Consider the following 4,426-nt stretch of genomic DNA (forward strand, 5'->3'; position numbering starts at 1 on the left):
GGCGGGGTCGGCGACGGCTTGGCCGGTGTCGGCTTGGGATCGGCCTGCTTGACCGGCTCGGGCTTGACCTCTTCCTTGGGCGTCGGCGCCGGCGCCACTTCCGTTGCCGGGGTAGGCTTGGGCTTCTCCTGCGGCTTCGGCACGTCCTCAGGCTTCGGCTTTTCGATCGGGGTCGGTGCGGGCGGCGGAGCCGAGGTCATGTCGACGGGCTTGGGCTTGGCTTCCGGCGTTATCGGCTTGTCGGTATCGACACTGTTCTCACCGACCTTCTGCGCATCCGGCACAATGTCCGGGCGCTGCGTCGGCACAGGGGCCGGCTTTTCATGCATCACGGCCTTTTTGTCGCCCTGCAACGTCTGCGCAATGGCTTCCATCGGCACGATATCGACCGCGACCGACTCGACGTCGGACGACGGAAGTGCCGCCGGCGCCGTCAGCGTGAACAGGCCGAAGGTCAGCGCCGCCGTATGCAAGATCACCGATGTGGTGAGGCCGGTCTTCATCGCGCGTCTACTGGTCCTGTTCCTGCAGTGAAACCAGGCCGATGTTCTTGTAGCCGGCGGCCGAAATGCGGGCCATCACCTTCATCGCCGTACCATAGTCGGTGGACTTGTCGCCGCGGATGAAGATGCGCTCCTCATAGCCGGTCTTGGAAATTGCCTGCAGCTTGGCTACCAGTTCCTCGATCGGGATTTCGGTTTCCTGCAGGTAAATCTGGCCGGCGGCGTTGATCGAGACGGTGATCGGCTGCGTGTCGGCATTCATCGCCTTAGCCTGCGTATCCGGCAGGTCGATCGGCACGCCGACCGTCAGCATTGGCGCCGCGACCATGAAGATGATCAGCAGCACCAGCATCACGTCGACCATCGGCGTGACGTTGATCTCGGACATCAGTGCATGGTGACGGCCGCGCCGCCTGTGGCCGCGCCCGCCGCGTCCTGCCATGCCCATGGACATACCCATCTGCTACTCCTCAGGCCTTGGGGGCCACTTTTTCATCGATTTGGCGCGAGAGTATGGCGGAGAACTCGTCGGAGAACCCTTCCATGCGCACGGCTATCTTGCTCGCATCGGACGACAGCTTGTTGTAGGCGATGACGGCGGGAATGGCGGCGAGCAGGCCGATGGCCGTCGCCAGCAGCGCTTCGGCGATGCCCGGCGCAACCACGGCGAGACTGGTATTCTTGGAGCCGGCGATCGCCTGAAACGACGTCATGATGCCGATGACGGTGCCGAACAGGCCGATGAAGGGTGCCGCCGAGCCGGTGGTGGCAAGGAAGCCGAGGCGGCCTTCCAGCTTTTCCATCTCGCGGGTCAGCGCCAGGTCCATCGCCTTGTCGATGCGGGTTTGCAGGCCGAGCGGCGACTTGGCGCCCTTCTCGAAACTCTTCTTCCACTCGCGCATGGCCGCCACGAAAATGGCGCCCATGCCGGTGGTCTTGCGATCGGCGAGCGTGCGGTAAAGCTCCTCCAGCGACTGCCCCGACCAGAACACCTGCTCGAACCGGTTGAGCGCCAGCCGCATGCGGGCATAGGAAACCAGCTTGTCGACGATGATCGCCCAGGTCCAGACCGAGGCGCAGAGCAGGCCGATCATGACCAGCTTGACCACCCAGCTGGCCGAAACGAACAGCGACCAAACCGACAATTGCGCGCCCGGATCGGCGAGTGCGATATTTTCCATCGTTACGTCCTTAAGATTTTCCGGGCGAAGCTGGCGGCTGGCCCCTGGCATCCCTTGTGGTCGGTTCGCACGAAGCTACCGGAACAACCCCAAACTGTGCCGTTGTCGGCCTTTTCAGGGCAAATATTGGTGAAAGGAAGGCGTTCGATAACGCCAATCTTCACCAATCTCTTCATGAACCGTTATGGTTAAGGATGGGTTAGTATATAAGGCGCGGCGCATTGCCACGCCCGCACAGTTGTAACGCCATCATCCAAGCGCGAAGTCAGGATGGGTTGAGATTCAGGTCAGGCCGAGCCGAAAGCGGCGGTTTCCGAGAACCGGAGCGGAGGGTACTTGAAGCACCCGAGCACCGGAAGCGCAGGGAATCACCGTTTGCAGGCCGGCATCACCTGAATATCATCCCATCCGGGGCATGAATGCCGCCACCCATTCCTTGGGAAAGCGCCTTGGGCGGCCATTCTCGCCGATGATCGCCGCCTCGACCTTGGCCTCGACCAGCACCTCGTCGCCGCGCTTGAGCTGTTGCGCCATGAAGATGCGCGCGCCGGAAATCTCCTCGGTGCGGGTGTCGACGGTCAGGATGTCGTCGATGCGGGCCGGGCCGCGAAAGTCGATCTCCATGCGGCGCACCACCCAGACTATTCTTTCGCCATGCTTGCCGTCGGCAAGCTCTGTGTGGTGCACGCCGGTCAGCCTGAGATAGTCGGAGCGGCCGCGTTCGAAGAATTCGAGATAGCGAGCATGATAGACGACGCCGGAGAAATCGGTGTCGGCATAATAGACCCGCGCCATCAGCCGGTGGCCGAACGCCGTCAGCGCACCGGAAAGCCCGGCCAGCAGCGTCGCCGATTCACCATGATCGCCCATTGCGCTTCCTTTTTCAGCCCCGACGAGGCACCTGTTTCCCGCGTGACACAGCATCGGATGGCACTGTTGACGGCGATGATCAAGACTTTGATGGCGGCGCTGTTCGTGTTGGTGGCTTTGGCGCTGCCTGGCCAGACCGCGACATTCTCGATGAAGCGCGGCCTCAATCTCGACCAGTGGGTCACCTGGCCCGGCGAGGACCAGTGGGGCGACGCCAAGGCCATCCTGCCCTATCCGGAGTGGCGGAAATTCCTTGGGGAGGACGACCTCAAGGCGTTGAAGGATGCCGGCTTCGATTTCCTGCGCATGCCGGTCGATCCATCGCCCTTTCTGTCCGACCAGACCGTGGCCTTGCGTGACGATCTCTATGCCAGCGTGCTGGACTCGGTGCGCATAATCAACCGCGCCGGGCTCAAGGTGATCGTCGACATGCACCTGATCCCGGCCGGCGGCAGCCGCAAGATCGGAATGGCTGAAGTGATGGGCGACCCACGGACCTTCGACGCCTATGTCGAGATGGTCCGCAAGATGGCCCGCACGCTGGCCAGCGAAGATCCCGCCCAGGTCGCCTTCGAGCCCATGAACGAACCGATCGTGGACTGCGACAGCGACGGCACGAGCCTGTGGCCGGACCGCCAGCGCAAACTGTTCGCGGCGGCGCGATCCTCGGCTACGAAACTGACCCTGGTGCTGACCGGCGCCTGCTATTCCGCCGCGAGTTCGTTGGAAAAGATCGACCCGAAGACGATTCCGGACGACAACGTCATCTGGACCTTCCATTCCTACGATCCGTTTCTGCTCACCCATCAGGGCGCAACCTGGGCCGGAGACTTCATCCCCTATGTGACTGGCCTGCCCTATCCGCTGAGTGCGGTGCCCAAGGCACAGCTCGACGTGACGCTCGACACCATCCGCGCCAGGATCAAGGCCGAGGCGCCATGGACGCGGCAAAGCGGCCTGCTTGCCTATCTTGACGAACAGGTCGCCAGCATGGACACCCCCGACAGACTGCTCGGCTTGATGGATGCGCCGTTCGAAAAGGTCGAGGCGTGGGCGAGGGCCAACGGCGTCAAGCCTGGAAACATCACGCTGGGCGAGTTCGGCATGATCCGCCAGGAATACGGCAATTCCTATGTGATGCCCGCTGGGTATCGGGCCGCCTATGTCAGGGACATGATCGCGCGTGCCGAAGCACATGGCTTCTCATGGTCGGTGTGGAGCTATGGCGGCGCCTTCGGCATCGTCGATGCCTTCAACGGCGACAAGGCCGAGCCGGATGTGATGGACGCGATCAAATCGCTTCACTGAGGCGATTTGGATTTAGCCAAGGTCGATCGACAGGATTTCCGGCCGCATCCCGAAACGCACCGGCAATATGCTGAAACCGAGCCCGCCGGAGACGATCAGATTGCGATCGTTCTCGACGACGTGGCCATAGGCGTAGCGGTTGCCGAAACGCGATGGCACGACCGGCGAATAGCCGAACAGCCGAATTTGTCCGCCATGGGTGTGGCCGGACAGGGTCAGCGAGACGCGCCACGGCACCTTCGGAAAAATATCCGGCTCGTGCGCAAGCAGGATGATGGGCGATGCGTCGCTGACCTTGGCCAACGTGCCGTCGAGATCGTCCAGCCCGGTAAAGCCGGGGCGGTCCCTGGTCGGCAGCAGAGCGAGCTGGTCGGCGAGCCCGGCAATCCACACACCATGCCCATCCTTTTCCAGGCGCACGACATCGTTCTCCAGCACCGGAATGCCGACTTTCTCCAGGGCCTTGCCCGCTACGGTCGGGCCGGCCCCGGCGCGCTGCGCGAAGCCATCTGCCCACCAGTCATGGTTGCCGAGAATCGAGAGCACGCCGAGCGGTGCCTTGAG

General features: G+C 62.8%; 5 protein-coding genes and 1 pseudogene. 1 reads left to right on the forward strand and 5 read right to left on the reverse strand.

Annotated features, from left to right (window positions below):
* The 4 genes and pseudogenes from EN879_RS25470 to ybgC all read right to left on the reverse strand — a co-directional run.
* Positions 1-503: pseudogene (locus EN879_RS25470) on the reverse strand (hypothetical protein); the annotation flags it as partial.
* Positions 504-510: 7 nt separating this feature from the next.
* Positions 511-963 carry a protein TolR gene (tolR, locus tag EN879_RS25475; protein ID WP_013529146.1) on the reverse strand — a complete coding sequence of 151 codons (453 nt, stop codon included), beginning with the start codon at positions 961-963 and terminating at the stop codon, positions 511-513.
* Positions 964-973: 10 nt separating this feature from the next.
* Positions 974-1,684, reverse strand: coding sequence for a protein TolQ (tolQ, locus tag EN879_RS25480; protein WP_013529145.1), 711 nt, complete (start codon positions 1,682-1,684; stop codon positions 974-976).
* 399 nt (positions 1,685-2,083) lie between these two features.
* On the reverse strand, positions 2,084-2,554 hold the full coding sequence (gene ybgC, locus EN879_RS25485) for a tol-pal system-associated acyl-CoA thioesterase (RefSeq protein WP_013529144.1): 471 nt from the start codon (positions 2,552-2,554) through the stop codon (positions 2,084-2,086).
* A gap of 57 nt (positions 2,555-2,611) precedes the next feature.
* On the opposite strand from ybgC, the gene EN879_RS25490 reads away from it, so the two are divergent.
* Entirely contained in the window at positions 2,612-3,862 is a 1,251-nt protein-coding gene (locus tag EN879_RS25490) for a cellulase family glycosylhydrolase (protein WP_063170356.1), read from the forward strand.
* Positions 3,863-3,874: 12 nt separating this feature from the next.
* On the opposite strand, the gene EN879_RS25495 is transcribed toward EN879_RS25490, so the two are convergent.
* The coding region (locus EN879_RS25495; RefSeq protein ID WP_164774569.1) for a metallophosphoesterase at positions 3,875-4,426 on the reverse strand (552 nt) is incomplete at its 5' end.

It is taken from the genome of Mesorhizobium sp. M7A.F.Ca.AU.002.02.1.1, from assembly GCF_003998535.1.
In the GTDB taxonomy this organism is placed as follows: domain Bacteria; phylum Pseudomonadota; class Alphaproteobacteria; order Rhizobiales; family Rhizobiaceae; genus Mesorhizobium; species Mesorhizobium ciceri.